This window comes from Streptomyces sp. NPDC102258, from assembly GCF_055584685.1.
In genome coordinates, this window is the sequence record NZ_JBVJLO010000014.1 from 1 (window position 1) to 25,661 (window position 25,661).

Annotated in this window: 27 protein-coding genes and 2 pseudogenes; 16 read left to right on the top strand and 13 right to left on the bottom strand. The window is 71.2% G+C overall.

The genetic code is table 11. The annotated features are described in order from the left end of the window. Positions 1-207, top strand: a pseudogene (locus tag ACZ6ZT_RS22620) (hypothetical protein); the annotation flags it as partial. Positions 208-251: 44 nt separating this feature from the next. Then, the gene (locus ACZ6ZT_RS22625) at positions 252-1,190 is read left to right on the top strand and encodes an EamA family transporter (protein WP_469721584.1); all 939 of its coding nucleotides are present in this window, start codon (positions 252-254) and stop codon (positions 1,188-1,190) included. Positions 1,191-1,242: 52 nt separating this feature from the next. Here ACZ6ZT_RS22625 and ACZ6ZT_RS22630 read toward each other — a convergent pair whose 3' ends face one another. The 4 genes from ACZ6ZT_RS22630 to ACZ6ZT_RS22645 all read right to left on the bottom strand — a co-directional run bounded on the left by ACZ6ZT_RS22630 (position 1,243) and on the right by ACZ6ZT_RS22645 (position 4,980). Next, positions 1,243-2,019, bottom strand: coding sequence for a trypsin-like serine peptidase (locus ACZ6ZT_RS22630; RefSeq protein ID WP_469721586.1), 777 nt, complete (start codon positions 2,017-2,019; stop codon positions 1,243-1,245). 8 nt (positions 2,020-2,027) lie between these two features. Next, positions 2,028-3,110, bottom strand: coding sequence for an alpha/beta hydrolase (locus ACZ6ZT_RS22635; RefSeq protein WP_469721587.1), 1,083 nt, complete (start codon positions 3,108-3,110; stop codon positions 2,028-2,030). 167 nt (positions 3,111-3,277) lie between these two features. Then, on the bottom strand, positions 3,278-4,426 hold the full coding sequence (locus ACZ6ZT_RS22640) for an alpha/beta hydrolase (RefSeq protein ID WP_469721589.1): 1,149 nt from the start codon (positions 4,424-4,426) through the stop codon (positions 3,278-3,280). Positions 4,427-4,542: 116 nt separating this feature from the next. Further along, positions 4,543-4,980: a MarR family winged helix-turn-helix transcriptional regulator gene (locus tag ACZ6ZT_RS22645; protein ID WP_469721591.1), complete on the bottom strand. Its 438-nt coding sequence runs from the start codon at positions 4,978-4,980 to the stop codon at positions 4,543-4,545. 77 nt (positions 4,981-5,057) lie between these two features. Here ACZ6ZT_RS22645 and ACZ6ZT_RS22650 point away from each other — a divergent pair, with 77 nt between their 5' ends. The 5 genes and pseudogenes from ACZ6ZT_RS22650 (at position 5,058) to ACZ6ZT_RS22670 (ending at position 8,220) form a co-directional block, all read left to right on the top strand. Then, a complete protein-coding gene (locus ACZ6ZT_RS22650; protein ID WP_469721593.1) occupies positions 5,058-6,032 on the top strand; it encodes an SMP-30/gluconolactonase/LRE family protein in 975 nt (324 codons plus the stop codon). A 17-nt stretch (positions 6,033-6,049) separates the two neighbouring features. Beyond that, positions 6,050-6,631, top strand: coding sequence for a Uma2 family endonuclease (locus ACZ6ZT_RS22655; RefSeq protein WP_469721595.1), 582 nt, complete (start codon positions 6,050-6,052; stop codon positions 6,629-6,631). Between the two features lie 189 nt (positions 6,632-6,820). Beyond that, positions 6,821-7,531 (top strand): hypothetical protein, encoded by a 711-nt coding sequence (locus ACZ6ZT_RS22660; RefSeq protein ID WP_469721596.1) that lies wholly within the window; start codon positions 6,821-6,823, stop codon positions 7,529-7,531. Positions 7,532-7,686: 155 nt separating this feature from the next. Then, positions 7,687-7,956 (top strand): type II toxin-antitoxin system Phd/YefM family antitoxin, encoded by a 270-nt coding sequence (locus tag ACZ6ZT_RS22665; RefSeq protein WP_030744248.1) that lies wholly within the window; start codon positions 7,687-7,689, stop codon positions 7,954-7,956. Beyond that, positions 7,949-8,220: pseudogene (locus ACZ6ZT_RS22670) on the top strand (type II toxin-antitoxin system RelE family toxin). The gene ACZ6ZT_RS22665 and the pseudogene ACZ6ZT_RS22670 overlap by 8 nt, the downstream one beginning before the upstream one ends. A gap of 72 nt (positions 8,221-8,292) precedes the next feature. Here the strand turns inward: ACZ6ZT_RS22670 and ACZ6ZT_RS22675 are convergent. From ACZ6ZT_RS22675 to ychF, 3 genes are all read right to left on the bottom strand, one after another. Next, positions 8,293-8,547, bottom strand: a complete 255-nt coding sequence (locus ACZ6ZT_RS22675; RefSeq protein WP_469721597.1) for a Txe/YoeB family addiction module toxin — start codon at positions 8,545-8,547, stop codon at positions 8,293-8,295. Further along, on the bottom strand, positions 8,544-8,825 hold the full coding sequence (locus tag ACZ6ZT_RS22680; RefSeq protein ID WP_073443651.1) for a type II toxin-antitoxin system Phd/YefM family antitoxin: 282 nt from the start codon (positions 8,823-8,825) through the stop codon (positions 8,544-8,546). The genes ACZ6ZT_RS22675 and ACZ6ZT_RS22680 overlap by 4 nt, the downstream gene beginning before the upstream one ends. A gap of 155 nt (positions 8,826-8,980) precedes the next feature. Beyond that, a complete protein-coding gene (gene ychF / locus ACZ6ZT_RS22685; protein WP_469721599.1) occupies positions 8,981-10,069 on the bottom strand; it encodes a redox-regulated ATPase YchF in 1,089 nt (362 codons plus the stop codon). Positions 10,070-10,218: 149 nt separating this feature from the next. On the opposite strand from ychF, the gene ACZ6ZT_RS22690 reads away from it, so the two are divergent. Further along, positions 10,219-10,680: a DUF6542 domain-containing protein gene (locus ACZ6ZT_RS22690; RefSeq protein WP_469721600.1), complete on the top strand. Its 462-nt coding sequence runs from the start codon at positions 10,219-10,221 to the stop codon at positions 10,678-10,680. A gap of 38 nt (positions 10,681-10,718) precedes the next feature. On the opposite strand, the gene ppgK is transcribed toward ACZ6ZT_RS22690, so the two are convergent. Continuing rightward, positions 10,719-11,468 (bottom strand): polyphosphate--glucose phosphotransferase, encoded by a 750-nt coding sequence (ppgK, locus tag ACZ6ZT_RS22695; protein WP_469721601.1) that lies wholly within the window; start codon positions 11,466-11,468, stop codon positions 10,719-10,721. A gap of 32 nt (positions 11,469-11,500) precedes the next feature. After that, positions 11,501-12,514 carry a 4-hydroxy-3-methylbut-2-enyl diphosphate reductase gene (locus ACZ6ZT_RS22700; RefSeq protein WP_469721602.1) on the bottom strand — a complete coding sequence of 338 codons (1,014 nt, stop codon included), beginning with the start codon at positions 12,512-12,514 and terminating at the stop codon, positions 11,501-11,503. Positions 12,515-12,600: 86 nt separating this feature from the next. Here ACZ6ZT_RS22700 and ACZ6ZT_RS22705 point away from each other — a divergent pair, with 86 nt between their 5' ends. The 4 genes from ACZ6ZT_RS22705 to ACZ6ZT_RS22720 all read left to right on the top strand — a co-directional run bounded on the left by ACZ6ZT_RS22705 (position 12,601) and on the right by ACZ6ZT_RS22720 (position 16,336). Beyond that, positions 12,601-13,998: an APC family permease gene (locus ACZ6ZT_RS22705; protein WP_469721603.1), complete on the top strand. Its 1,398-nt coding sequence runs from the start codon at positions 12,601-12,603 to the stop codon at positions 13,996-13,998. A 9-nt stretch (positions 13,999-14,007) separates the two neighbouring features. Further along, complete coding sequence (gene xseA / locus ACZ6ZT_RS22710; protein WP_469721605.1) at positions 14,008-15,312, top strand: exodeoxyribonuclease VII large subunit; 1,305 nt, start codon at positions 14,008-14,010, stop codon at positions 15,310-15,312. A 99-nt stretch (positions 15,313-15,411) separates the two neighbouring features. Then, positions 15,412-15,648: an exodeoxyribonuclease VII small subunit gene (locus ACZ6ZT_RS22715; RefSeq protein ID WP_469721606.1), complete on the top strand. Its 237-nt coding sequence runs from the start codon at positions 15,412-15,414 to the stop codon at positions 15,646-15,648. A 97-nt stretch (positions 15,649-15,745) separates the two neighbouring features. Beyond that, positions 15,746-16,336 carry a malonic semialdehyde reductase gene (locus ACZ6ZT_RS22720; protein ID WP_469721607.1) on the top strand — a complete coding sequence of 197 codons (591 nt, stop codon included), beginning with the start codon at positions 15,746-15,748 and terminating at the stop codon, positions 16,334-16,336. 109 nt (positions 16,337-16,445) lie between these two features. Here the strand turns inward: ACZ6ZT_RS22720 and ACZ6ZT_RS22725 are convergent, their stop codons facing one another. Further along, positions 16,446-16,973 (bottom strand): DUF4245 domain-containing protein, encoded by a 528-nt coding sequence (locus ACZ6ZT_RS22725; RefSeq protein ID WP_469721815.1) that lies wholly within the window; start codon positions 16,971-16,973, stop codon positions 16,446-16,448. A 237-nt stretch (positions 16,974-17,210) separates the two neighbouring features. Between ACZ6ZT_RS22725 and glpX the strand changes: the two genes are divergently transcribed. Next, positions 17,211-18,242 (top strand): class II fructose-bisphosphatase, encoded by a 1,032-nt coding sequence (gene glpX, locus ACZ6ZT_RS22730; protein WP_469721608.1) that lies wholly within the window; start codon positions 17,211-17,213, stop codon positions 18,240-18,242. Between the two features lie 179 nt (positions 18,243-18,421). On the opposite strand, the gene ACZ6ZT_RS22735 is transcribed toward glpX, so the two are convergent. Then, entirely contained in the window at positions 18,422-18,814 is a 393-nt protein-coding gene (locus ACZ6ZT_RS22735; RefSeq protein ID WP_469721609.1) for a WhiB family transcriptional regulator, read from the bottom strand. A 197-nt stretch (positions 18,815-19,011) separates the two neighbouring features. After that, positions 19,012-19,689 carry a DUF1707 SHOCT-like domain-containing protein gene (locus tag ACZ6ZT_RS22740; protein ID WP_469721610.1) on the bottom strand — a complete coding sequence of 226 codons (678 nt, stop codon included), beginning with the start codon at positions 19,687-19,689 and terminating at the stop codon, positions 19,012-19,014. A 251-nt stretch (positions 19,690-19,940) separates the two neighbouring features. On the opposite strand from ACZ6ZT_RS22740, the gene ACZ6ZT_RS22745 reads away from it, so the two are divergent. After that, complete coding sequence (locus tag ACZ6ZT_RS22745; protein WP_469721611.1) at positions 19,941-21,608, top strand: fumarate hydratase; 1,668 nt, start codon at positions 19,941-19,943, stop codon at positions 21,606-21,608. 85 nt (positions 21,609-21,693) lie between these two features. Further along, positions 21,694-22,461 carry a glycerophosphodiester phosphodiesterase gene (locus tag ACZ6ZT_RS22750; protein WP_469721612.1) on the top strand — a complete coding sequence of 256 codons (768 nt, stop codon included), beginning with the start codon at positions 21,694-21,696 and terminating at the stop codon, positions 22,459-22,461. Between the two features lie 53 nt (positions 22,462-22,514). On the opposite strand, the gene ACZ6ZT_RS22755 is transcribed toward ACZ6ZT_RS22750, so the two are convergent. Further along, positions 22,515-24,062: a ricin-type beta-trefoil lectin domain protein gene (locus ACZ6ZT_RS22755; RefSeq protein ID WP_469721614.1), complete on the bottom strand. Its 1,548-nt coding sequence runs from the start codon at positions 24,060-24,062 to the stop codon at positions 22,515-22,517. Positions 24,063-24,169: 107 nt separating this feature from the next. Here ACZ6ZT_RS22755 and ACZ6ZT_RS22760 point away from each other — a divergent pair, with 107 nt between their 5' ends. Beyond that, entirely contained in the window at positions 24,170-25,573 is a 1,404-nt protein-coding gene (locus ACZ6ZT_RS22760) for a class II fumarate hydratase (RefSeq protein ID WP_469721616.1), read from the top strand. Positions 25,574-25,661: the final 88 nt, after the last annotated feature.

Below are 25,661 nucleotides of genomic sequence, written 5' to 3' on the forward strand. Positions count from 1 at the left end.
GGATCGACGACCTCCTCAAAGCCGCCGACTGATCGCAACCTCACACAGGCCCTAGGAGTCGCCCGGGTGAGCCTGGGCTCCTGGGTGGCCGAGGCTGCGTACGCCGTCGCCCGCCGCGCCGCCGAGGAGCTGTACTCCGGCGGCGGCTACACGGCCGTCGCGCACTCCCTCCCGTACGGCGAGCTGAACGCCCTGCTCACGGGCTGAGATACCGGGAAGCGTGCAGGGGCCAACGACCATAGGATCCGGCCATGAGCACCCCGACCCCCCTGGAGAAAACCACCGCGACCGCCCCGCAACCCAAGGTCACCGGGGCGGTGTGGCTGGCCCTCGGCCTCGTGTACGTCGTCTGGGGCTCGACCTACCTCGGCATCCGGATCGTGGTGCGCACCATGCCGCCCTTCCTCTCGGCCGGGACCCGGTTCATCACGGCCGCCCTGGTACTGGCCGCGATCGTGGCCTGCCGGTACGGTCCCGGCGCGCTGCGGGCCACCCGGGCGCAGCTCGGCTCGGCCGTGCTGGTGGGGCTGCTGCTGGTGCTCGGCGGCAACGGCCTCGTCGTCCTCGCCGAGACCTCGGTGCCCTCGGGGCTGGCCGCGCTGCTGGTGGCGTCGGTGCCGATGTGGGTGGTGGTGCTGCGGGCGCTCAGCGGGGACCGGCCGCCGGCCCGCACCCTGGCCGGGGTGCTGGTGGGGCTGGCGGGGCTCGCGGTACTGACCAGTCCGGGGCTGACCGGCGAGGTCCGGCTGTCGGGGGTGCTGCTGGTGCTGGCGGCGGCGGTGCTCTGGTCACTGGGCACGTTCTCGGGCTCGAAGCTGTCGCTGCCCGCGAACCCCTTCACCGGCAGCGTCTACCAGATGCTCGCGGGCGGGGTGGGCGGGATCCTCGTCGGGCTGCTGCGCGGCGAACAGCGGGGCCTGGACCCCGGCTCGTTCTCCACCGCCTCCTGGCTGGCGCTGGCGTACCTGGTCCTGATCGGGTCGGTGGTCGGCTTCACCGCGTACGCGTGGCTGCTCCGGTCGTCGGCGCCGCTGTCGCTGGTGTCCACGTACGCCTACGTCAATCCGGTCGTCGCGGTCGCGCTCGGCGCGCTGATCCTGGACGAGGAGCTGACCTGGCCGATCCTGGTGGGCGGAGCCGTCGTGGTGGTGGCGGTCGGCATGATCGTGGGCACGGAGCGCAAGAAGTAGACGCCTCCCCCGCAAATACCAGCATCGGGCGCGCAAGGGCTTGCAGCCGCCGTCAGCCCCGGGCCGCCCGCTCGTACAGCGCCTTCGCCTTCCCGTCGAAGACCGCGGCCGTGGAGTCCACGTCCGTGTCACCGCCGCTGAGCACGCCGATCAGCCGGCCCGGCGCGTCCGGGCCGCCCCGGTCGGCGATCCAGGGGCTGCCGCTGGTGCCCGTCCAGAAGCCCGCGCAGCTGATGTAGAGCATGTCGGGATCGTCGTTGTCGTGGCGGGTCTGGGTCGTGCAGGAGACCGGCTTGTTCTGCGGGTTGTGCTCGGACTCCGGGTAGCCGATGACGGTGACGTCCCGTTCGTACCCGGAGGCCCAGTCGGGCTTCGGTGCCTCGCCCGGCCCGACCCGCTGCTGCACGCTGTGGCCTTCCGCGTCCGGCTCGATGGTGAGGAAGGCGAAGTCGGCGGTCTCGTCGCCCCACTTCGTCCAGCGTTCGTCCACATGGATCGAGCGGACCTTCCACACCCCGAGCGGCTGGATGCCGGAGCCCTCTCCGCTGAAGGCGGGGGCGAAGGAGAGCTCGCCGATCGCGAGGCCGTCGTGGGCGACCTCGCCCGGCTGCCCGTCCTCGCCGGCGGGGGCGACGCAGTGCGCGGCGGTCGCGACGACGTTGCCGCGCGGGCTGTCGACCACGCTCGCCGTGCACCAGTGCTCGCCGTTCGCCATGAGCACGCCGACGGTGGGGAAGGGGTGCACCGACTGGTCGCCGGACGCCCTGAGAAACACGACGGCGCACACCGCCGCGATCCCGGCGGCGGCCGCGGCGGAGGCCCCCTTCACCACCGGGCTCATCCCGCGCCGGGGTCGGGCGTCGGTCCCTGCATCACCTTGCTGATCCACTCCAGGGAGCCCTCCCTCATGCCACGTACGTACGACTTCCCATTGTGCTCACCATCCTGGATCACCTGGAGGCGGGTGTGCACGGGACCCTTCCCGTACGCGCGCATGAAGCCCTCGGCCAGTTCCCGGCCGCTCTCCTTGGTGCCGATCTGGAAGTTCACGTACACGTCCGGACCGCCCTTCGCGATCAGCTTGGCGGCGAGCTTCTCGGGGTTGTTCTCGTCCATGGCCTGCCGGTTCCCCTTCCACAGCGGGGAATCCGGGACGATGTCGACCCCGCTGGCGATGACCGCCTTGAAGCGGTCGGGGAACTTCAGCACGTCCTTGAAGGCGCCGAAACCGCCCGAGGAGGAACCCATGAAGGCCCAGCCGTCGCGGGAGGTGAAGGTGCGGAAATTGGCCTTCGCGAAATCGGGCACGTCCTCGGCCATCCAGGTGCCCATCTTGGGCTGGCCGGGGATGTCCGAGCCGTCGAAGTGGTGCTTGGTGTCGGCGTTGATCACCGGCATGACGAGGACGAAGGGCAGGCTGGTGCCGGCCTTGACCCCGTCGATCACGGCCTGCTGGAGGCCGAGCCCCGGTCCGGTGCCCCAGTAGTTCTTGGGGTACCCGCGTCCGCCCGGCAGGGCGATCATCACCGGGAAGCCGCTCTTGGCGTACCTCGGGTCGTCGTACTCCTTGGGCGCCCACACCCATACGTCGCCGGTGAATCCCGACTTCGGCCCGCTCAGCGTGGTCATCGCGATCTGCGTGCCGTCCGGCAGCCGGCTGGTGCGGACGAAGTGGGCCTTGGGGCCGGTCGGCATCAGCACCCCCGGCCGGATGTCCTGCGCGGCCGCCGCCGACTCCTGGGTCTTCCCGAAGGACACCGGGCCGCCGAGGTCCGAGAAGAGGCCGAACGCGTACGCCGCGCCGCCTCCGGCGGCGAGGACGAGCGCGACCGCGCCGCCGATCAGGCCCCTGCCCAGACGCCGTGGGCGACGGCGCTGCTCGGTCGTGGGGCCGTCGTCGCCTTGCTGGTCATACCGCACCGATTTGTTCCCGTTCCTTCTCCGGCGCCCTGGTTGGGCGCGGGTCGGACCGATTGGTCCCCCTTGCACACCTGTACAGAGGTGTGAACGACCGTAGGGGTTGCCTGGGACCGGTGCGACGTGGCGGGGGCCACGTGGCGGAAGGGATGCGGCGCGCGCTCAGCGGGTCAGCCGGCGTCGTCGGGCTTGGGGCCCTTCAACACCTTGCTGATCCACTCCAGCGAGCCCTCCTTCATGCCGCGCACGTAGTGCCAGCCGTTGTGCTCGCCGTTCTGGATGTCGCGGATGGTGGTCTTGACCGGCCCCTTGCCGTAGTCGCGCACGAACTGCGTCATGCGGTCCTTGCCGGTCTCCTTGGTGCCGACCTGGAAGTTGATGTACACCTCCGGGCCGTTTGCCTCGATCAGCTTCCGCGCGAGCCTCTCGGGGTTGTTCGCGTCCATCTCCGCCTGGTGGCCCTTCCAGAGCGGGGAGTCGGGGACGATCTCACCGCCGCTGGCTATGACGGCCTTGAAGCGGTCCGGGTACTGCAGGACGGTCTTCATACCGACGAAGGCGCCGGAGGAGGAGCCCATGAAGGCCCAGCCGTCGCGGGACTTGTACGTACGGAAATTGGCGCGGGCGAAGTCGGGGACGTCCTCGGCGATCCAGGTGCCCATCTTGGGCCGGCCGGGTATGTCGGCGCCGTCGTAGTAATACTTGTTGTCCGGGTTGAGCACCGGCATGACCACGATGAACGGCAGGCTGGTGCCGGCCTGGACGCCGTCGGATATCGCCTTCTGGAGGCCGAGGCTGCGGTCGGACCAGTAGTTCGCCGGGAAGCCGTTGCCGCCGGGCAGGGCGATGAGGACCGGGAAGGCGCTCCTGGCGTACTTGGGGTCGTCGTACTCCTTGGGCGCCCACACCCATACGTCCCCCTCGAAACCGGACTTGGCGCCGGCCAGCCGGGTCTTGGCGATGACGGTGCCGTCGTCGAGCTTGGCGGTCTGCTTGAAGTCGGACTTCGGCCCCGAGGGCAGCAGCACGTCGGGGTCGCCAGTGGGCTTGGGCGGGGCGACGGGCGCGGCGGCGGTCCCCTTCGGCGCGGGGGCGCTCTCCCGCCGCATGTCGGCACCGAACGAAACGGCCTCCCCGTTCCCGGCGAACCACTCGTTCTTCCAGGCGGCGAAGCCACCCCCGCCGAGGAGCAGCGCGACGGCGACGCCCGCGCCGATCCAGACCGCGCGCCGGGACCTGCCCCGCCCCCGCCCCGGCTCGGGCTCACGTCCGGAGGACTGCTGCGGGTACTCGTGCACGGACTTCGCTCCGAACGTCATGACCGCCCCGGGCGGAAGCGGGGCAGAGTGGCTGGACACCTGGACTCACCGGTCCAGACGAGCGATTGTCCGCGAAGGTTCCGGCCTGACGTAAGCGCGCCCTGCGTGAGGGCGCCTTACTTGAGGGCGTCGAGCACCTCGGCGCAGCGGCCGAGCAGCGCGATGAGCTGCTCGCGTTCCTCGGCGGAGAGGGCCGCGGCCAGCGCCCGCTCCACCCCCACGGCACCGGCGTCCGCCCGTTCCATCGCGACGCGGCCCTCCGCGGTCAGCCGGGTCTCCAGCACGTTGCGGTGCCACTCGTGCGGGGTGCGCTCGATGAGCCCGCGCTCCTGGAGGTTCTTCAGGACGGTGTTCATCGTCGGGGGGGTGACCCCGCAGAGCCGGGAGAGGGCGGCGGCGGAGATCCCGGGCTTCTCGGCGAGCCAGAGCAGCGCCGCGTACTGCGGGACCGTGACGGCGGCCGGTTTGCATGCGGTGTTCTTCGCCGCGAGAAGTGCCTGCTCGGCGCGCTTGATGTGCGAACCGATGCGCTCCTCGGGGGCCATGGAGGTCATGCGGGAATCCTACGACCCTTGCGAACCATTAGACCTCTAACTACGATTCGACCACCCGCGATAGAAAGAAGTCACTCATGCGAAAGCCCTCGAAGCAACTCCCCCTCTCCCTCACCCTCGCTCTCGCCGCCACGGCGGCCCTCACCCTCACGGCGGCGGCCCCGTCCACCGCCACCCCCCGGATCACGACGGCGTTCACCCTCCCTGGCGCGAAGGTCTACCCGGAGGGCATCGCCTCCGACGCGCGTACGGGCACGGTCTACGTCGGCTCGTACGCGGACGGCACCATCTACCGGGCCCGCCCGGGAGCCCGTACCGCCGAGGTCTTCCTCCCCTCCGGCACCGACGGCCGCCACACCGCGAACGGCCTGCGCGTCGACGGCCACGGCCGGCTGTGGGTCACCGACTCCACCACCGGGGTGGCGGTGTACGACACCCGCACCGGAACGCGCCTGGCCCACTTCGAGGTCCCCGGCACCGGCCCGCGCTTCATCAACGACCTCACGATCACCCCGGACGGCACGGCCTACCTCACCGACAGCGTCCGCCCGGTGATCTACCGGGTCACCCCGGCCCAGCTCCACGCCGGCTCCGGCGACCTGACCCCGGCCTACGACCTGACCACCGCGGCCGGCGGCGTCGCCCTGAACGGCATCGTCTCCGACCCGGCGGGCCACTACCTCCTGGCCGTCGACATGGCCGGGGGCGAGCTGTACCGCATCGCCCTCGGCACCGGCGCGATCAGCCGCGTCGCCCTGAACGGCGGCGACCTCAAAGCCGCCGACGGCCTCGACCTCTCCCCCGACGGCACCCTCCGGGTGGCCCAGAACACCCCGAACACCCTGACCCGCTGGCAGCTCACCGAGAACGGCACCCGCGCCCGCCTGACCCGCACCCTCACCGACCCGTCCCTCCAGATCCCCACCACCCTCACCCTCACCCACACCCCGACCCGCACCCTGGTGGTCCGCTCCCAGTTCGACAAGGGCGGCCCCCTGAACCCCGAGGGCACCCCCACCCCCTTCACCATCGCCGCCGTCCGCGGCCTCTGACCCGCTACCGTGAAGCCATGACCGCACTGCCCGACTGGATGCGCCCGCCGCGCCCGGAAGGCTGGTTCGCGGAGGACCTGGACCACCTCCCCGAGGCACCCCGCCACACCGAGCTGATCGACGGAGCCCTCGTCTTCATGATGTGGCCCCAGCGGTGGTGGCACGGCCACCTCGTCACCCTGCTCACGGTCGCACTCATGGAGCAGCTGCCCGCAGATGCCAGAGTCGGCCGCGAAATGACCATCAAGCTCGACCCGCGCAACCGCCCGGAGCCGGACCTCCTGGTGACCACGGCCCCGTACGACGCCGACCGCACCTGGTTCGCACCGGATGAGGTCCGGCTCGTCATCGAAGTCGCCTCCCCCGAGTCCGCCCACCGCGATCGCACAGTCAAACTCCGCAAGTACGCGGAGGCGGGCATCCCGCACTACTGGTGCATCGAGGACGAGGACGGGGCGCCCGTCGTCCACGTCTACGAACTCGACGAACCCACCGGCGCCTACGCCCCCGCCGGCATCTTCCGCGGCACCCTCCAACGCCCGGTCCCGTTCGACCTCACCCTCGACCTCACCCAGCTCACCCCACCCCGCACCACCTGAAGGCCACCCGGAACACCCGGCGACCGGCCACGACCCCCGCCTGCGGTGATCACACACCGAGACAGAAAGCCGCCACACCACACCCCGGCGGGGGACGGCGGGCTCACCGGGGCTCACGGCCGAAACAAGCGGCAGGACACCACATCCGGGCGGCGGCCGCCTGTCAGCCGGGGATGCTTCCATGGCGCCATGAGCACCGTGTACGAGACCGCCTCCCTCCTCCCCGAGCCCGCCCAACTCCGCGCCCATCTACGCGCACTGGCCACCCTGGACACGGCGATAGCCCGCGATCCGCGCTTCTGCCCGTACACCTACGCCCCCACCTGGGGCCCGGGCATGGAGGCGGCCCTGATGGACAACGGCTCGGGGGACGACTTCTCCGTCCTCTTCACCCCGGACGGGGTGCTGATACGCGGCTTCGACCACGAATCGGAGATGAGCCCGTACGGAACGGACGACGAGCAGGTCTGGCCCGGCGTCATCGACGAGGTGCCCGCGGCCCTCCGACCGCTCCTCGACCAGCCCGCCTTCCACGACGAGCTCCTTGACGCCCCCCGCGTCACCGCCTGCCTGTGGTGGGGGCCCGGCGACACCACCTGGCGCACCGGCTCGGACATCACCTTCCCCACCGGCAGCCCGGATCCGGACGGCTCCGGCTACCTCTTCCGCCTCCTCACCGACCGCTCCCCCGAGACCGTCCAGGCCCACTTCGAGGACTACTACGAGCGCCCCGTCCCCCTCAACGCCATCCGCCACGCCCTCGCCGGCCACCCCCTCACCCCCGCAATGGCCAGAGCCCTCAACCCGACCGCCCTCTCGGACGACACCCTGCTCAGCAGGATCGCCGCACATCCCGAGGCCGCGCCTCCCTCATCGCCGAGTCCCTCGCCGAACCCCTGACCCTCGCCGTCGTCCTGCCGTCCCGGCCCGACGCCCTGACCGGCTTCCGTCTCCCCACTCCCATCGCCCACTACCTCGAAGACCACCCGGGCCACGCGAGGAGCCGACCGTACGTTGCGTTGTGTACACATGGCACACTCAGTACGCTTGGGCGCATGACGCAGCCACTACCCATAGAGTCCATCCGCGACGTGCGGGCGCACCTCGCCGAGGTCGTGGAGCGAGCTGACCGGGATGACGTACCCACCGTGATCACGCGACGCGGCAAGCAGGTCGCCGCCGTGGTCTCCATCGAGGTGCTGCGCAAGTACCAGGAGTGGGAAGAACGCGAGATCAACCGGATCATCGACGAGCGCATGGCCAACCCGGCACCCGGTATCCCGATCGAGGACATCATGAGGGAGACGCTGGCTCGCGGTGAGTGAGTATCGGACCGTCTTCCGACCCGAGGCGCAGGCCGAGCTTCGGAAGATTCCTCGTGACATGGCGCTGCGCATCCTGGCCAAGCTGACCGAGCTGGAGACCGACCCGCTGGGGTTCAACACCACATCCCTCGTCTCCCAGCCCGACCGCCGCCGTCTACGGGTGGGCGATTATCGCCTGATCTACACGATCGACAACGGCGAGCTGGTGGTGTGGTGGTGCACGTCGGGCATCGCTCCACGCCTACGGCACCGAAACACTCCTGACGTCAGATCAGAATATCCAGCACCGATCCAGCACGGGAGGGGCATCCCAGCACATCAGCCCCATGGAAGCGGTCAGTAGTGGTACCGAGCCGCAAGGATGACAATCTGCTTGTCCGTAACCAAGTAGACGAGGCGGTGCTCGTCGTCGATTCGCCGCGACCATGCGCCGGGCAAGTGGTACTTCAGCGGCTCCGGCTTGCCGATCCCCGTGAAGGGGTCACGCTTGACGTCCTGGATGAGCTTGTTGATCCGAGCGAGCATCTTGCGGTCGTTCTTGAGCCAGGACGTGTAGTCCTCCCAGCCCTGATCCTCGAAGACAAGCCTCACGCGGCACCCGCACCCGCGTCCGGTGACTCCGGATCGATCAGCTCACGCTCCGACACGTTGATGTGCGACAGGGCGTTCTCGTACGCCTTGAGCAGCCGCCGGGCATTCGCCGGAGAGCGCAGCAGGTACGAGCCCTCGCGCAGCGCCGCGTAGTCCTCGGCCGAGACGAGCACGGCATTGCCGTGTTTGGAGACGATCTCGATGGCCTCGTGGTTCTCGTTGACCTTCTTGATCAGCGGAAAGAGTTCCTTGCGGGCTTCGCTCGCGGTGATGGACATGACCTGACCTCATCCCTCAAGTGGTACCTAATAACGTACCAGTCTCACCCGCCAGCCGGGTCGGAAACGGCAAGGGGCCGACTCCCGACGGAGTCGACCCCTTCCGACCTGCATGTCTGTCTGCCACGTCACCGACGTGGTGTTATTTCATCCGCTCAGACGTTGAAGCGGAACTCCACCACGTCGCCGTCCTGCATCACGTAGTCCTTGCCTTCCATGCGGGCCTTGCCCTTTGCGCGGGCTTCGGTGACCGAGCCGCATTCGACCAGGTCGGCGAAGGAGATGACCTCGGCCTTGATGAAGCCGCGCTGGAAGTCGGTGTGGATGACGCCGGCGGCCTCCGGGGCGGTGGCGCCCTGCTTGATGGTCCAGGCGCGGGTTTCCTTCGGGCCGGCCGTCAGGTAGGTCTGGAGGCCCAGGGTGGCGAAGCCGACGCGGCCGAGGGTGGCGAGGCCGGGCTCGTCCTGGCCGACCGACTGGAGGAGCTCCAGGGCTTCGTCGTCGTCCAGCTCCGAGAGGTCCTGCTCCAGCTTCGCGTTCAGGAAGATGGCCTCGGCCGGGGCGACCAGGGCGGACTGCTCCGCCTTGAAGGCGTCGTCCGTCAGCTCGTCCTCGTCCACGTTGAAGACGTAGAGGAAGGGCTTCGTGGTGAGCAGGTGCAGCTCGTGCAGGAGGTCGCCCTGCTCGGTGCCCTTGGTGATGCCCTTCGAGAAGAGGGTGTCGCCCGCTTCGAGGATCTTCTTCGCCTCGACGACCGCGGCCAGGACCGCGACCTTCTCCTTCTGGAGGCGGGACTCCTTCGTCAGGCGCGGCTCCGCCTTCTCGATGGACTGGAGGTCGGCGAGGATCAGCTCGGTGTTGATCGTCTCGATGTCGTCCTTGGGCGAGACCTTGCCGTCGACGTGGACGACGTTCTCGTCCTTGAAGGCACGGATGACCTGGCAGATCGCGTCCGACTCGCGGATGTTCGCGAGGAACTTGTTGCCGAGGCCCTCGCCCTCCGAGGCGCCCCGCACGATGCCGGCGATGTCGACGAAGTCGACCGTCGCCGGGAGGACCTTGGCCGAGCCGAAGATGCCGGCCAGTACCGCGAGGCGCGGGTCCGGGACGCCGACGACGCCGACGTTCGGCTCGATGGTGGCGAACGGGTAGTTGGCCGCCAGCACGTCGTTCTTGGTCAGGGCGTTGAACAGGGTCGACTTGCCGACATTCGGCAGGCCGACGATTCCGATCGTGAGCGACACGTTGGCGACTTCCCGTAGCTGGAGGGGGCGGCGGCCCGGAGTGGGCCACCGGACAGTTTACTTTCCGATGAGCGGCGCTGGATGTACGCGTGTCCGGGGGGCGGTCCGGGGGCTCTCCCGCCTAGTTTGGTGGGGTGGAGCAATACAGGATGCGTTCGGTACGTCACCCTCAGGCGCGCGGCCCCCGGCCCCCCGCGGCGGCCCGGAGCGGGCGGCGGCTGCCGCGGCCCCGGCTGACCGGGCTCGGCGGCGGGCTGTTCGCGTGTGCCGCGATGCTCCTGGCCGCCGGGGTCAGCTGGCTGCTGTTCGACGCCTCGCTCTTCGCGTACGGGCTGCTCTTCCTGCCCGTGGCCGCAGTGACCGCCGCGTGGGTGCGGCCGGCCGACCTGATCACCGCGCCCGTCTCGGTGCCGATCGCCTTCGCCGCCGGAGTGTGGCCCGTCTCGGGCGCCTCCGGCGGCGTCGGCGGCCAGCTGATGGGGGTGGTGTCGGCGCTGTCGCTGCACGCCGGGTGGCTCTACGCGGGCACGCTGGTCGCGGGCCTCATCGCGCTGGCGCGGCGGGCCGCGCTGAGCGGACGCCGCCGCGCCGCCCGCCGTAGCACCGCCTAACCGGCGGCGCCCGACCGGCGGCGCCCAACCGGCGGCGCCTAACCGGCGGCGAGGTCCCGCGCCGCCATCGCCGCGCCGACGATGCCCGCGTTGTTCTGCAGCTTCGCCGGGACGATCTCCGCGCGGATGCCCTCGATCAGCGGCAGGAACTTGTCCGGCTTGCGGCTGACGCCGCCGCCGAGGATGAAGAGGTCCGGGGAGAAGAGCATCTCCACGTGGGCCAGGTACTTCTGCAGCCGGTGCGCCCAGTGCTCCCAGCTGAGGTCGCCGTCCTCCTTGGCCTTGACCGAGGCGCGCGTCTCCGCGTCGTGGCCCTTGAGCTCCAGGTGGCCCAGTTCGGAGTTCGGGAACAGGCGCCCGTCCATGAAGAGGGCGCTGCCGATGCCGGTGCCCAGGGTGAGCAGGATGACGGTGCCGCCCCGGCCGCGCCCGGCCCCGTACGTCATCTCCGCGACGCCCGCCGCGTCCGCGTCGTTCAGGACGGTGACGGGCAGGCCGCCGAGCTCCCGCGAGAGGAGGGCGGCTGCGTCCGTGTCGATCCAGGCCGCGTCGACGTTGGCCGCCGAGCGGGTCACCCCGCCGGTGACGACGCCGGGATAGGTGACCCCGACCGGGCCCTTCCACGAGAAGGCGTCGATCACCTCGGCCACACATCCGGCCACCGCCTCGGGGGTGGCCGGATGGGGTGTCACCACCTTGTGGCGCTCCTGCGCCAGCTCGCCGCGCTCAAGGTCCACGGGAGCGCCCTTGATCCCGGAACCGCCGATGTCCACACCGAAGATCTGCATGGACTCACCGTACGAATACGAAGCCGCGCAGGCTACTCCTCCGCGCCGCCCGCGACCAGCCGGGCCGCCTCCGCGCGCAGGTCGCGACGGAGTTCCTTGGGCAGGGAGAAGGTGATCGACTCCTCGGCGGTCTTGACGATCTCCACGTCGGCATAGCCGCGCTGGGCCAGCCACTCCAGCACCTCCTCGACCAGCACCTCCGGCACCGAGGCGCCCGAGGTCAGGCCGACGGTGGTGACGCCCTCCAGCCACGCCTCGTCGATCTCGCTCGCGAAGTCGACCAGGTGGGCGGCGCGCGCGCCCGCGTCGAGGGCGACCTCGACCAGCCGGATGGAGTTCGAGGAGTTCTTCGAGCCGACCACGATGACCAGGTCGGAGTCGGCGCCCATGACCTTCACCGCGGCCTGCCGGTTGGAGGTGGCGTAGCAGATGTCGTCGCTCGGCGGCGAGAGGAGCAGCGGGAACTTCGTCTTGAGGGCGTCGACCGTCTCCATGGTCTCGTCCACGGAGAGGGTGGTCTGGGAGAGCCAGACGACCTTCGACTCGTCGCGCACCTCGACGTTCGCCACGTCGTCCGGGCCGTCCACGATGGTGATGTGGTCCGGGGCCTCGCCGGAGGTGCCGATGACCTCCTCGTGGCCCTCGTGGCCGATGAGGAGGATGTCGAAGTCCTCGTTCGCGTAGCGGACGGCTTCCTTGTGGACCTTGGTGACCAGCGGGCAGGTCGCGTCGATCGTCGCGAGCCGGCCGCGCGCCGCCTCCTCGTGCACCACCGGTGCCACGCCGTGGGCGGAGAACATCACGATGGAGCCCGGCGGGACCTCCTCCGTCCGCTCGACGAAGATGGCGCCCTTCTTCTCCAGCGTCTGCACGACGTACTTGTTGTGCACGATCTCGTGGCGGACGTAGACCGGCGCGCCGTACTGCGCGAGGGCCTTCTCGACGGCGATCACGGCACGGTCCACGCCCGCGCAGTAGCCGCGCGGGGCGGCGAGCAGGACGCGGCGGGATGCGGGAGCGGGGGCGGGAGCAGTCATACGCTCCATCGTACGGGGGCCTCCAGCAGGCCGGACGTCCCCGGCCCTGCCCACACTTGGTCGAACGTCCGTCCCGGCGATCCTTCGGAGGAACGATGGCATCCGCTACGGATTCCACCACGGCCCCGCCCACCGCGCTGCGGCGGAGCCTCGGTTTCCGGGATCTGGTCGTCTACGGGCTGCTCTTCATCGCCCCCATGGCCCCGGTGGGGGTCTTCGGCACGCTCGACGCGAAGTCGCACGGCGCGGTCGCGCTCGTCTACCTCGTCGCGACCGTCGCGATGGCCTTCACGGCCTTCTCGTACGCGCAGATGGTGCGGGTGGCCCCGCAGGCCGGCTCGGTCTTCACCTACGCCCGCAAGGCGCTGGGCGAGGGGCCGGGGCTGATCGCCGGGTGGATGGCGATGCTGGACTACCTGCTGATCCCGGCGGTCGCGTACCTCTTCTCCGGGATCGCGATGAACGCGCTGGTGCCCGGCGTGTCCCGGTGGGTGTGGACGGCGCTGGCGGTGGTGGTCACCACCGCGCTGAACCTGTGGGGCGTACGGGCCGCGGCGCGGGTGGGCTTCGCGGTGCTCGGCCTGGAGGTGCTGGTGCTGCTGGTCTTCCTGGTCTCGGCGGTGACGGTGCTGCTGCGCGACGGGGCCCGGCGCGGCTGGCTGTCCCCGCTGACCGGCGACGGCTCGCTGGGCTTCTCGGCGGCCGCCGTCCTGGGCGCGGTGTCCGTCGCGGTCCTGTCGTACCTGGGCTTCGACGCCATCGCCTCCTTCGCCGAGGAGGTCACCGGGGCCTCGGCGCGGGTGGCCCGGGCGGTGCTGTTCTGCCTGGCGCTGACCGGGGTGCTCTTCCTCGCCCAGACCTACCTCGCGGCGCTGCTGACGGCGGTCTCCTCGGCGGAGCTGGCCTCGGACCCGGCGCTCCAGGGGCCGGCCTTCTACGACGCCGTGGACTCCTCGGTCGGGGGGTGGCTGCACGACCTGGTGGCGGTGAGCAAGGCGGTCGGGGCGGCCTTCGCGGCGCTGGCCGGGCAGGCCGCGGCCGGGCGGCTGCTCTTCGCGATGGCCCGGGAGCGACGGCTGCCGGGCGCCCTGGCGCGCACCTCGGACGGCACGCCGCGGCCCGCGCTGCTGGTGGCGGCCACGGTGACGCTGGTGGCCGCGGTGTGGGCGGCCCGGCGCGACGACGGGCTCGACCACCTGGTCTCCGTCGTGGACATCGGGGCGCTGACGGCCTTCACGCTGCTGCACGCCTCGGTGGTGGCCTGGTTCGTGGTGCGGCGGATGGCGGGGCCGCCGCACTGGGGCAGGCACCTGGTGGTGCCGGTGCTGGGCGCGGCGGTGACCGTCGCCGTGATCGTCGAGGCGTCCTGGACGGCGCAGCTCGTGGGGGCGGTGTGGCTGCTGGTGGGGCTGTGCGTCCTGGTGGTCCAGCGCGGCCGACGCGCCGGGATCCCGTCCGACGGGCCCGGTACCGGTGTCGGTCCCGGCGGTTAGCCTGCGTGCATGGGTCTGAATACGTCGGCTGATGCGCCGCTGCCGGTCGGTCAGGTGTCCCGGCTCATCGGGGGCTGGATCGACCGGCTGGGCCAGGTGTGGGTGGAGGGGCAGATCACGCAGCTGTCCCGGCGGCCGGGGGCGGGGGTGGTGTTCCTGACGCTGCGCGACCCCTCGCACGACATCTCCGTCAGCGTGACCTGCTTCCGGCAGGTCTACGAGGAGGTCGCGGACTCCGTGACGGAGGGCGCGCGGGTCGTCGTCCTGGCCAAACCGGAGTGGTACGCCCCGCGCGGGCAGCTGTCCCTGCGGGTGACGGAGATCCGCCCGGTCGGCATCGGGGAGCTGCTGGCCCGGCTGGAGCGGCTGAAGCGGTCGCTGGCCTCGGAGGGCCTGTTCGCGCTGGACCGCAAGAAGCCGCTGCCGTTCCTGCCGCAGCTGATCGGGCTGGTGGTGGGGCGGGCCTCGGCGGCCGAGCGGGACGTCCTGGAGAATGCCCGGCGGCGCTGGCCGGCGGTGCGCTTCGAGGTCCGCAACGTGGCCGTGCAGGGGGTGCACGCGGTGCCGCAGGTGGTGCGGGCGGTGCGGGAGCTGGACGCCCGGCCGGACGTGGACGTGATCATCGTGGCGCGGGGCGGGGGCAGCGTGGAGGACCTGCTGCCCTTCTCCGACGAGGAGCTCGTACGGGCCGTCGCGGACGCCCGTACGCCGGTGGTCTCGGCCATCGGGCACGAGCCGGACTCCCCGCTGCTGGACCTGGTGGCGGACCTGCGGGCCTCGACGCCCACGGACGCGGCGAAGAAGGTCGTCCCGGACGTCGGGGAGGAGCTGGAGCGGGTGGACCAGCTCCGGGGCCGCGGGCTGCGGGCCCTGCGCGGCCTGCTCGACCGGGAGGAACGGGGCCTCGCGCACGCCCTGGCCCGGCCGGTCTTCGTCCACCCGCAGCGGATGGTGGAGACCCGGGAGGCCGAGCTGGAGGCGCTGCTGGGACGCACCCGGCGCACACTGGGGCACCTGCTGGACCGGGCCGATTCCGAGCTGGAGCACACCCGGGCGCGGGTGGTGGCGCTGTCCCCGGCGGCCACCCTGGAGCGCGGGTACGCGGTGCTCCAGCGGGCGGACGGGCACGTGGTGCGCTCGCCGGACGAGGTCGGGCCGGGCCAGGTGCTGCGGGCCCGGGTGGCGGCGGGCGAGTTCCGGGTGGAGGTCGCTCCCTCGGGGCCGGCCCCGGACGCGGACCCCGAAGCGGACCCCGAAGCGACCTCCGACACGACCGCCGACACGACCTCCGACACGGCCTCCGAAGCCGTCTGACGCGCGGCGCGCACGGCGTACGGCGTACGGCGCGCGGCGCCGGCCGAAACGCTCCGGCAACACTTCTCTTGCAGTGCACTCCATACGATGGGAACGGGAATGACTGGAACCGATACGGCGCTGGGCTACGAGCAGGCCCGCGACGAACTCGTCGAAGTGGTCCGCAAGCTGGAGGCGGGCGGCACCTCCCTGGAGGAGTCCCTGGCTCTCTGGGAGCGCGGCGAGGAGCTGGCCAGGGTCTGCCGGCACTGGCTGGAAGGCGCTCGCGCCCGGCTGGACTCGGCGCTGGCGGCCCGCGAGGCGGCGGAGGGCGCCGACGAGGGCCGCGAGGAGTGATCCACGTCACCCCGTACCAAAGTAGTTGAAATTTCATCTACTTTCGTCGTAGAGTCGGGGCATCGCACTTCACCTCCGTACCGAAGAAGGCTTTCCGATGTCTCTCGTTCTCGACGCCGCCGCTCAGGACCTGCTGTTCCGCGAGGCCCGTACCGCCAACTCGTTCACCGACGAGCCGGTCACCGAGGAGCAGGTCCAGGCGATCTACGACCTCGTGAAGTTCGGCCCCACCGCCTTCAACCAGAGCCCGCTGCGCATCACCCTGGTCCGCTCCCCCGAGGCCCGCGAGCGCCTCGTGAAGCACATGGCCGAGGGCAACCAGGCCAAGACCGCCGCCGCGCCGCTGGTCGCGATCCTCTCCGCGGACAACGAGTTCCACGAGGAGCTCCCGCAGCTGCTCCCGCACTTCCCGCAGGCCAAGGACGCCTTCTTCTCGGAGCGCCCGGTCCGCGAGCAGGCCGCCCTGCTGAACGCCGCCCTGCAGGCCGGCTACTTCATCGTCGGCGTCCGCGCCGCCGGCCTGGCCGCCGGCCCGATGACCGGCCTGGACTTCGCCGGCGTCCAGAAGGAGTTCCTGGACGCCGACCACACCCCGCTGATGGTCGTCAACATCGGCAAGCCGGGCGAGAACGCCTGGTTCCCGCGCTCCCCGCGCCTGGACATCGACCAGGTCATCACCACCGTCTGAGCAGCCTGAGCGAAAAGGCCGCCCGCCCCGGTTTCCCCGGGGCGGGCGGCCTTTTTTCGTCGCGGTCTTTCGTCGCAGTCGCACGGGAGAGCGCCCCGCGACCGCGGCGTTACGGAGTCTCCGGCCCCTGCTTGAACTCCAGGGCGCCCGCCATCTTCGCGAGCTGGTCGAAGGAGGCCGTACCGGTCACCACGGTCACGTACCCCTGCTCCTGGCGGACGAGGGCGTCGTACTTCTCGCCCTCCCAGCGCTCCCAGGCCCGGTCGCCGACCTGCTGGGTCCGCCCGCTGGCCTTCGCCTTCTGGGTGACGCGCTCCAGGTACTTCACCGAGGTGTCGCTGGACTGCTCCACCGCCACGTACTGCCGCTCCGGGTCCTGGAAGCCGAGGTGCCAGGCGTTGGACTCCTTGCGCTCGTACGTCACCGAGGTCGCCCGCCACTCCTGCGGCAGCCCCACCGGGACGCCCACCGGGTACGGCGCCGCGCGCCGCGCCGTGATGGTCTCCACCCGGTAGTCCACCGTCCGCGTCGGGTCGGCCTGGTCGTCATGGGGAAGGAAGAGGTAGATCCCCGCCACGACGATGCCGATCACCGCCAGCGACCGGACCATGTCCCAGACCGTCTGCTTGCCTTTCATACCTGCCACGCCCCCATCGTCGCGCATCGCCGGGGGCGATCACCGCCGGGGTCGCCCTCGCGGGCGCGGCGCGCGTGCCGCACGGGAGGCGGGGTAGGTGCCAGAGTGTCCGCTCAGGCGACATCGCTGACCGATATGGCGCTCATACGTGACCCGCTCTGCTCAATATGTCGACGTACCGATAGAGTTCGGGCACCCTCACATCCCGGCCGTCGTCGTACAGAAAGGTGCGCTCCGATGACCGAGCACAACCTGCCGCCCCAGCTCGAAGTCTCTCCCGAAGCCCCCGACCGCAACCTCGCCCTGGAACTCGTACGGGTCACCGAGGCCGCGGCCCTCGCCGCGGGCCGGTGGGTCGGCCGCGGCGACAAGATCGGCGCGGACGGCGCCGCGGTCAACGCGATGCGGACGCTGATCTCCACCGTCTCGATGAACGGCGTCGTCGTCATCGGCGAGGGGGAGAAGGACGAAGCCCCCATGCTCTTCAACGGCGAGCAGGTCGGCGACGGCACCGGTGCCGAGGTCGACATCGCCGTGGACCCGATCGACGGCACCACGCTCAACGCCAAGGGCATGCCGAACGCCATCGCCGTCCTGGCGGCCGCCGACCGCGGCACCATGTTCGACCCGTCCGCGGTCTTCTACATGGACAAGCTCGTCACCGGCCCCGAAGCGGCCGACTTCGTGGACATCAACGCCCCGGTTTCGGTCAACATCCGCCGGGTCGCCAAGTCCAAGGGCATGGCCGTCGAGGACGTCACGGTCGTCATCCTGGACCGCCCCCGCCACGAGGGCATCGTCAAGGAGATCCGGGAGACCGGCGCCCGCATCAAGTTCATCTCCGACGGCGACGTCGCGGGCTCGGTCATGGCGGTGCGCGAGGGCACCGGCGTGGACCTGCTCCTCGGCATCGGCGGCACTCCCGAGGGCATCATCTCGGCCTGCGCCATCAAGTGCCTCGGCGGCACCATCCAGGGCAAGCTGTGGCCGAAGGACGACGCCGAGCGCCAGAAGGCCCTCGACGCCGGCCACGACCTGGACCGCGTGCTGCACACCAACGACCTGGTGTCCGGCGAGAACGTCTTCTTCGTCGCCACCGGCATCACGGACGGCGAGCTGCTGCGCGGCGTCCACTACCGCTCGGAGACGGCGACGACGTCCTCGCTGGTCATGCGCTCGAAGTCGGGCACGATCCGGCAGATCGACTCCACCCACCGCCTCTCGAAGCTGCGCGCCTACAGCGCGATCGACTTCGACCGGGCGAAGTAGTACCGGGCGGGTACGCGGAGCAGGAACGGTTCGGCCGGAAACGGCACGGCGAAGGGGCGGTCCCGGTGCGGGGGACCGCCCCTTCGTCCGTCCCACGACCGTCCGTCCCACGGCGCCGGTCCGCGGCGTCTCCTCCCGGCGTCGGCCCGCGAGGTCAGCGCACCAGGCCGGCCCGCGGGTCAGCCCGCGGCGGCGATCGGGGGCGTGCCGGGGAGCAGCTCGGCGGCGCGGCGGCGCCTGCGGCCGAGGACGACCCGGCGCTCGGCGGCGGTGAGGCCGCCCCAGACGCCGTACGGCTCGGGCTGGAGCAGCGCGTGCTCGCGGCAGGCGACCATCACCGGGCAGCGGGCGCAGACCCGCTTGGCGGCCTCCTCGCGGGCGAGCCGGGCCGCGGTGGGCTCCTTGGAGGGCGCGAAGAAGAGGCCCGCCTCGTCCCTGCGGCACACCGCCTCCGCGTGCCATGGGCCGTCCTCTTCCCTGGCCGGCACCCGCGGCTTCGGCACGGCGGCCGGGCGCGTCTGAAGACTCTGGACGGCGGCTGCCTGCAGGGACTGATGCGGCGGAAGCGGCACGGTCTACTCCTGACGACGTATACGCGAGCGAGAGACGATGCACCAGTCCCTACCCGCTGTACGTGTCCCTAAGCCCCGCGTAGTGGCGGCGGGGAGAGGTTCGACCGAAATACGCCGCAGGCACGGGACGCCCGCGTACGGCTCCCCGCACGGGCGCCGGGGGGCCGCCGGGGGCCGCGCGGACGGGCCCTACGCACTCAGCCGTCGAGCCGCTTGCGGAGCTTGAGGGCGAGGTCGACGAGGCGGGAGCCGAGCTTGGGGCGGGCCTCGATGTTGCCGAGCAGCGCGAAGCCGCGGACGATGACCACCGGCGCCTGCGGGTCGGTCGAGGCGCCCTCCCCGCGCACCTCGAAGTTGCCGAGGACGCCGCTGCCGTAGCCGCGCAGGGTGACGTTCTCCGGCACCAGCACCTCGACGTTGCCGAGGACGGCGGTCGCGTTGATCTCGGTGACCTGCTGTTCGAAGACCGCCTCGGTGAGGTCGATGGTGATGTCGCCGAAGACGGAGACGGCGCGCGTGCGGGCCCCGGGACGCCAGCGGCCCTTGCGGGCGGAGCTGCTGAAGACGGCGACGACCGTCTCGACGGGGCCGCCGTCCGGGGCCGCCGGTACGGGGGCCGGGGCGGCCGGCCGCGGGGCGTGGGCGGCCGCAGCGCCGGCCGGGAGGTCGCGTACCAGGACCTCCAGCTCCCCCACGGTCTTCAGGGCGTAGAGGGAGTCCAGGCGCTCGGAGTGCTCCTCGGCGGTCAGCCGGCCCTCGGCGAGGGCGTGCGAGAGGATCTCCGCGATCCGGTCCCGGTCGGCGTCGGAGGCGCGCAGGGCGACGGGGGCGGCGGCCACGGGGGCGGGGGCGGCGGGGTGCTTTTCCAGGTCCACGGCCCCAGCATAGCGAGACACGATAGATCGCGATACTCCCCCGCACGGGTCCCGGCCCGGACCTCCGCCAGACCCCGCCCGGGCCGCCGCCCGCACCCCGCCCGGAGCCCATACAGACCCCGCCCGAGCCGCACCGGGAGCCGAGTGAGCCTTACCTCACTCCCCCGCCGCCCGCGCGAGGTCCTACGCTGGACAACCGCGCTGCCAAATGGTCGCCAGCGCCGTCTGCCGAGTGAGGAATGACTGCCGTCATGCCAGAGTTTGCGTACACCGATCTGCTCCCCCTGGGCGAGGACACCACCCCCTACCGGCTGGTGACCTCGGAGGGCGTCTCGACCTTCGAGGCCGACGGCCGTACGTTCCTCAAGGTCGAGCCCGAGGCGCTGCGCAAGCTCGCCGAAGAGGCCATCCACGACATCCAGCACTTCCTGCGCCCCGCGCACCTCGCGCAGCTGCGCCGCATCATCGACGACCCGGAGGCGAGCGCGAACGACAAGTTCGTGGCCCTGGACCTGCTGAAGAACGCGAACATCGCGGCGGCCGGCGTCCTGCCGATGTGCCAGGACACGGGCACGGCGATCGTCATGGGCAAGCGCGGCCAGAACGTGCTGACCGAGGGCGGCGACGAGGCGGCCCTCTCCCGAGGCATCTACGACGCGTACACCCGGCTGAACCTGCGCTACTCGCAGATGGCCCCCCTCACCATGTGGGAGGAGAAGAACACCGGCTCGAACCTGCCCGCGCAGATCGAGCTGTACGCGACCGACGGCGGCGCGTACAAGTTCCTCTTCATGGCCAAGGGCGGCGGCTCGGCCAACAAGTCCTTCCTCTACCAGGAGACCAAGGCGGTCCTCAACGAGGCCTCCATGATGAAGTTCCTGGAGGAGAAGATCCGCTCGCTCGGCACGGCGGCCTGCCCGCCCTACCACCTGGCGATCGTGGTCGGCGGCACCTCGGCGGAGCACGCGCTGAAGACCGCGAAGTACGCCTCCGCGCACTACCTGGACGAGCTGCCGCGCGAGGGTTCGCCGCTGGGTCACGGCTTCCGCGACGAGGCCCTGGAGCAGCAGGTCTTCGAGCTGACCCAGAAGATCGGCATCGGCGCCCAGTTCGGCGGCAAGTACTTCTGCCACGACGTGCGCGTCGTCCGCCTGCCGCGCCACGGCGCGTCGCTGCCGGTCGCCATCGCGGTGTCCTGCTCGGCGGACCGCCAGGCGACGGCGAAGATCACCGCCGAGGGCGTCTTCCTGGAGCAGCTGGAGACGGACCCCGCGCGGTTCCTGCCGGAGACCACCGACGAGCACCTGACGGAGACCGCGGACGTCGTCTCCATCGACCTGAACCAGCCGATGGACGAGATCCTGGCGACCCTGACCAAGCACCCGGTCAAGACCCGTCTGAGCCTGACCGGTCCGCTGGTCGTGGCCCGCGACATCGCCCACGCCAAGATCAAGGAGCGGCTGGACGCGGGCGAGGGCATGCCGCAGTACCTCAAGGACCACCCGGTGTACTACGCCGGTCCCGCGAAGACCCCCGAGGGCTACGCCTCCGGCTCCTTCGGCCCGACCACGGCCGGCCGCATGGACTCCTACGTCGAGCAGTTCCAGGCGGCGGGCGGCTCCAAGGTCATGCTGGCCAAGGGCAACCGCTCCCAGCAGGTGACGGACGCGTGCGGTGCGCACGGCGGCTTCTACCTGGGCTCGATCGGCGGCCCGGCGGCCCGGCTGGCACAGGACTGCATCAAGAAGGTCGAGGTCCTGGAGTACGAGGAGCTCGGCATGGAGGCGGTCTGGAAGATCGAGGTCGAGGACTTCCCGGCGTTCATCGTGGTGGACGACAAGGGCAACGACTTCTTCCAGAACCCGGCCCCGGAGCCCACGTTCACCCACATCCCGGTCCGCGGTCCGGGCCTGGCGTAGCCGCTCCGGAGCGACACCCGCTGTTCAGCCGTCCGTGCGGCGTCCGGTACCGGGCCGGGCGCCGCGTGCCGGTAACGTCCGGGGCATGACCGAACCGTCCTCCCCCGGGCCCCGCGACGTACGGGTCGTCGCTCATCGGGGGGCCTCGTACGCCTACCCCGAGCACACCGTCGAGGCCTACCGGCAGGCCATCGCCGACGGCGCGGACGCGCTGGAGTGCGATGTGCGGCTCAGCGCCGACGGGCGGCTGGTGTGCGTACACGACCGGACCGTGGAGCGGACCTCCGACGGGCGCGGGATCGTCTCCGCGATGACGTACGAGGAGCTGTCCGCGCTCGACTTCGGCCGGTGGAAGGGCGAGGAGCACCGCGGGGCGCAGGTGCTGCTCTTCGAGGACCTGCTCAAGGAGGCGCTGGCCGCGGACCGGCCCGTGGGGCTGGCCGTCGAGACCAAGCACCCCACCCGGGCCGGGGGCCGGCTGGAGGCGGAGCTGGTGCGGGTGCTGCGGGAGAACGGGCTGGCCGACGGGGCGTCGGGGCGCGTCGAGGTGATGAGCTTCTCCCGGACCGCGCTGGCCCGGCTGCACCGGCTGGCGCCCGGGCTGCCGGCGGTGTACCTGATGGAGCGCCGGCTGCGGCCCGTGCGTCCGCCGTTCGCGACGCAGGCGGGGCCGGGCATCGACCTCGTACGCGCGGACCCGGGTCTGGTGGGGCGGCTGAAGGCCAAGGGGCTGGCGGTGCGGGTGTGGACCGTGGACGAGCCGGAGGACGTCCGGCTGTGCGTGCGGCTCGGGGTGGACACGCTCATCACCAACCGGCCGCGCGAGGTACGCGAGCTGCTGCGCGGCATGTGAGCACCCGGCCGGGGTGGGCCGGCCGGGTGTGGGGGTGCGTGGGGGCGACGGGGTTACGCGAAGCGCTGGGCGGCCGAGCCGTCGCAGGGCCGCAGGCGCAGCTGGTCGTGGGCGGCGGAGACGGTCAGGCACTGGCCGGTGGCGGAGGCGGGGCGCAGGGTGGCGCCGTCGCGGACGAACTTCTGGTTGGCGCCGCCGTGGCAGTTCCACAGGACCAGGCCGGTGCCGGCCGTGTAGTTCCCGCCGGGGACGTCCAGGCAGCGGTCCTGGGTCAGTTCGGTGTGGACGGCCCCGCGCGCGGGGTCGAACCACCAGCCCTGGTTGCGGCCGCCGTGGCAGTCCCAGGCGACGACCTTGGTGTTGTTGGCGCTGGAGCCGCCGAAGTCGTCGAGGCAGTTGCCGGTCGCCTCGTTCTTCAGCGGCCGGTACAGGTCGTCCCAGGCGCCGGCCTGCAGGACGGGGGTGCCGGTGGAGGACGGGTCGGCGCAGGAGCCCTCACGCAGGCCGGAGTCGTAGAGCTGGGTCAGGCAGGACGCGAAGGCGCCGTGGCCGCGGTAGTTGGGGTGGAAGGACTGCCGGGCGGTGTTCTCGTCCCACGGGAAGTGGTCCCCGAGGTCGAGGTAGAGCCCGCGGGCCCAGGTGTCCTCCATGCACACCTCGTGGCCGTGGAAGAGCCGCGAGTTGTCCAGGTAGAGGGCGCCGGATTCGCGGGCGGCCTCGCGCATGCCCTTCTCGAAGGTGGGCACGGCGTAGTTACGGCCCCAGCTCGCGTCGGAGTCGTAGCCGGCGCAGCCGCCGGGGAGCTTGCCGGGGAAGGACGGGTTGTCGTTGAAGTCGGGGCCGATGGGGCTGGGGTAGCCCATCACGACGAGCTTGTAGTCGGAGTCGGCGTAGCCCGCGTCGCGCATGACCGTCTTGAGGTCGGCGACGGTGGCCTCCACCTTGGGCTTCAGGCCGTCGACGCGGGCCTGCCAGCCGGGCCCGTACTTGGGCTCGCAGGTGCCCTGGCTGAGCACCCAGCGGGTCACGCAGTCGGTCATGACGGGGCCGAACTGGAGGTCGTCGTTGGCCCCGGCGACCAGCAGCACCATCTTGATCTTCGTGTTGCGGGCCTTGACGGCGAGGCTGTCGCTCTGCACCAGCTCGTCGGCGTACTGCTTGCTGCCGCCGATCCTGATGTTGCCGGTGTAACCGCCGGAGCAGGCCACGTTGAAGGTGTAGTCCGCCGGGATGCCGGTGCGGTGGATCGCCGAGTCCGGCGAGCGGTGGCACTGGTTGTCGGGGGTGTTGGTGGCGGGGTCGTAGTTGCCGATGCCTTCCCCCGAGATCTCGCTGTCGCCGAGCGAGATGAGCCCGGTCTTGCGCTCGTTCAGCGGGCGGATCGCCGGGTCGCCGTAGATCGTGGTGGCCTCGGCGGCCCGGACGGCCTCCAGCTCCGGCGGGAGCGGGGTGGCGGTGGCGGAGCCGGCGGCCGGGGCCGCCTGGGCCATGGGGGTGATGGCGGTGACGCCCCCGAGGGCGGCCGCGATCGCCGCGACCGCGGCGAAGGTAGATCTGAGCCTGGGCTTCGCAAGTCTGGGCTTCGTACGCGCACGAGCCATGAACGCCTCCCCGATGTCAGTGTTACCCACGGTATTTACTGGTCGGTAGGGGAGTTGGGAACACTTCGAACAAGACAATTGCTCAACTTTTTGAGGAGGCCACGAACATGACGGATGACCAGCGGGCCGAAGAGTTCCGCACCGAGCACGACTCCATGGGCGAGGTACGGGTCCCGGCGCACGCCAAATGGCGTGCCCAGACCCAGCGCGCCGTGGAGAACTTCCCCCTCTCGGGACAGCGCCTGGAGCGCGCCCACATCGAGGCCCTGGCCCGCGTCAAGGCGGCCGCGGCCGTGGTGAACGCGAAGCTGGGGGTGCTGGACGAGGACACCGCCGGGGCGATCCGCTCCGCCGCGGCCGAGGTCGCCGAGGGGCGCTGGGACGCGCACTTCCCCGTCGACGTGTTCCAGACCGGGTCGGGGACCTCGTCCAACATGAACGCCAACGAGGTGATCGCCACCCTGGCCACCGAGCGGCTCGGCCGCGACGTGCACCCCAACGACCACGTCAACGCCTCGCAGAGCTCCAACGACGTCTTCCCCTCCTCCATCCACATCGCCGCCACCGCCGCCGTCTCCGGCGAGCTGGTCCCGGCCCTGGAGCACCTCGCCGCCGCCCTGGAGCGCAAGGCGGCCGAGTTCGCCGACGTGGTCAAGGCCGGCCGCACCCACCTGATGGACGCCACCCCCGTCACCCTGGGCCAGGAGTTCGGCGGGTACGCGGCCCAGGTCCGCTACGGCGTCGAGCGGCTGCGCGCGGCGCTGCCGCGGCTGGCCGAACTGCCCCTGGGCGGCACCGCGGTCGGCACCGGCATCAACACCCCGCCCGGCTTCTCCGCCGCCGTCATCGCCGAGATCGCGTCGGCCACCGGGCTTCCGCTGACCGAGGCCCGCAACCACTTCGAGGCCCAGGGCGCGCGGGACGCGCTGGTCGAGACCTCCGGGGCGCTGCGCACGATCGCCGTCTCGCTCACCAAGATCTGCAACGATCTGCGCTGGATGGCCTCCGGACCGCGCACCGGATTGGCCGAAATCAATCTGCCGGATCTGCAACCGGGGTCCTCGATCATGCCCGGAAAGGTCAATCCGGTCGTCCCCGAGGCCGTACTGATGATCGCCGCCCAGGTGCTCGGCAACGACACGACGGTCGCCGTGGCGGGCGCCGCCGGCAATTTCGAGCTCAACGTGATGCTCCCGGTGATGGCCAGGAACCTGCTGGAATCGGTCCGGCTGCTCGGCAACGGGAGCCGGCTCCTGGCCGACCGCACGGTGGACGGAATCACCGCCAACGCGGAGCGGGCCAGGGAGTACGCCGAATCCTCGCCCTCCGTCGTCACCCCCCTCAACCGCTACATCGGCTACGAGGAGGCCGCCAAGGTCGCCAAGAAGGCCCTCGCCGAACGCAAGACGATCCGCGAGGTGGTCCTGGAGTCCGGCTACGTCGACCGGGGCGCGCTCACCCTCGAACAGCTGGACGAGGCCCTCGACGTGCTGCGGATGACCCGCCCCTGAGGAGCCCCCGCACAGGGACCGAATCCGGTCGTTTACCGTCCCCGCACCCCTCCGTGACCTGCAACGCAGCCAGTTCGGGAGCGGCCGC

Bases quoted from the DNA above. Each gene is read 5' to 3' on its own strand.
- ACZ6ZT_RS22725 (WP_469721815.1), bottom strand. From the start codon at position 16,973: ATGAAAGGCAAGCAGACGGTCTGGGACATGGTCCGGTCGCTGGCGGTG.
- ACZ6ZT_RS22680 (WP_073443651.1), bottom strand. From the start codon at position 8,825: ATGTCCATCACCGCGAGCGAAGCCCGCAAGGAACTCTTTCCGCTGATC.
- ACZ6ZT_RS22750 (WP_469721612.1), top strand. From the start codon at position 21,694: ATGACCGAACCGTCCTCCCCCGGGCCCCGCGACGTACGGGTCGTCGCT.
- ACZ6ZT_RS22625 (WP_469721584.1), top strand. From the start codon at position 252: ATGAGCACCCCGACCCCCCTGGAGAAAACCACCGCGACCGCCCCGCAA.
- ACZ6ZT_RS22745 (WP_469721611.1), top strand. From the start codon at position 19,941: ATGCCAGAGTTTGCGTACACCGATCTGCTCCCCCTGGGCGAGGACACC.
- ACZ6ZT_RS22690 (WP_469721600.1), top strand. From the start codon at position 10,219: ATGCGTTCGGTACGTCACCCTCAGGCGCGCGGCCCCCGGCCCCCCGCG.
- ACZ6ZT_RS22720 (WP_469721607.1), top strand. From the start codon at position 15,746: ATGTCTCTCGTTCTCGACGCCGCCGCTCAGGACCTGCTGTTCCGCGAG.
- ACZ6ZT_RS22665 (WP_030744248.1), top strand. From the start codon at position 7,687: ATGACGCAGCCACTACCCATAGAGTCCATCCGCGACGTGCGGGCGCAC.
- ACZ6ZT_RS22755 (WP_469721614.1), bottom strand. From the start codon at position 24,062: ATGGCTCGTGCGCGTACGAAGCCCAGACTTGCGAAGCCCAGGCTCAGA.
- ACZ6ZT_RS22640 (WP_469721589.1), bottom strand. From the start codon at position 4,426: ATGACGTTCGGAGCGAAGTCCGTGCACGAGTACCCGCAGCAGTCCTCC.
- ACZ6ZT_RS22650 (WP_469721593.1), top strand. From the start codon at position 5,058: ATGCGAAAGCCCTCGAAGCAACTCCCCCTCTCCCTCACCCTCGCTCTC.
- ppgK (WP_469721601.1), bottom strand. From the start codon at position 11,468: ATGCAGATCTTCGGTGTGGACATCGGCGGTTCCGGGATCAAGGGCGCT.
- ACZ6ZT_RS22700 (WP_469721602.1), bottom strand. From the start codon at position 12,514: ATGGAGCGTATGACTGCTCCCGCCCCCGCTCCCGCATCCCGCCGCGTC.
- ACZ6ZT_RS22645 (WP_469721591.1), bottom strand. From the start codon at position 4,980: ATGACCTCCATGGCCCCCGAGGAGCGCATCGGTTCGCACATCAAGCGC.
- xseA (WP_469721605.1), top strand. From the start codon at position 14,008: ATGGGTCTGAATACGTCGGCTGATGCGCCGCTGCCGGTCGGTCAGGTG.
- ACZ6ZT_RS22715 (WP_469721606.1), top strand. From the start codon at position 15,412: ATGACTGGAACCGATACGGCGCTGGGCTACGAGCAGGCCCGCGACGAA.
- ACZ6ZT_RS22660 (WP_469721596.1), top strand. From the start codon at position 6,821: ATGAGCACCGTGTACGAGACCGCCTCCCTCCTCCCCGAGCCCGCCCAA.
- ACZ6ZT_RS22655 (WP_469721595.1), top strand. From the start codon at position 6,050: ATGACCGCACTGCCCGACTGGATGCGCCCGCCGCGCCCGGAAGGCTGG.
- ACZ6ZT_RS22705 (WP_469721603.1), top strand. From the start codon at position 12,601: ATGGCATCCGCTACGGATTCCACCACGGCCCCGCCCACCGCGCTGCGG.
- ACZ6ZT_RS22760 (WP_469721616.1), top strand. From the start codon at position 24,170: ATGACGGATGACCAGCGGGCCGAAGAGTTCCGCACCGAGCACGACTCC.
- glpX (WP_469721608.1), top strand. From the start codon at position 17,211: ATGACCGAGCACAACCTGCCGCCCCAGCTCGAAGTCTCTCCCGAAGCC.